The 418-nt window shown below is 58.4% G+C and carries 1 protein-coding gene; it reads right to left on the bottom strand.

What is annotated here, in order from left to right; all coding sequences use genetic code 11:
* A partial coding sequence (locus tag IAE36_RS23485) for an immunoglobulin-like domain-containing protein (RefSeq protein WP_201214973.1) occupies positions 1-418 on the bottom strand: 418 nt, incomplete at both ends.

Genomic DNA, 418 nt, shown 5'->3' with positions numbered 1-418 from the left:
GTAAACGTCATCGCCCTGCGCAGCATGCTCATACGAAGCACTGGTTTGGCCGGCCTTGATGGTGACTTGAGCGTTGTTGCTCAGGGTCACGACCAAGTCGTGGGCCAGTGCAGTGTTGATCTGTACGGTGAAGGTCGGTTTGACGTTTTCTGCGACCGAAGTTTGGTCGGCGGTGATGGTGACTTGCACCAGATCGCCCTGGTTACCCGTGCCTGGAGTGCCCGAACCTGGCTCATCGGTGACAGTCGTGCTGACCGGAGTCTTATCCAGGGTCAGTTGCTCGAACTTGTCAACGTCAGCGCCCGTTACCGAAGCGATGGATTTGACGACCGGATCATTCGCACCCACATAGACGTTGTCTGGCGCGGTCACAGTGACCGAGCCCGTGGTGCCGTTCGCCGGGATGGTGATGGTGGTT

This window comes from Pseudomonas sp. S36, from assembly GCF_016647875.1.
GTDB classification, from domain to species: domain Bacteria; phylum Pseudomonadota; class Gammaproteobacteria; order Pseudomonadales; family Pseudomonadaceae; genus Aquipseudomonas; species Aquipseudomonas parafulva.
This window is presented reverse-complemented; position numbering and strand designations above follow the sequence as displayed.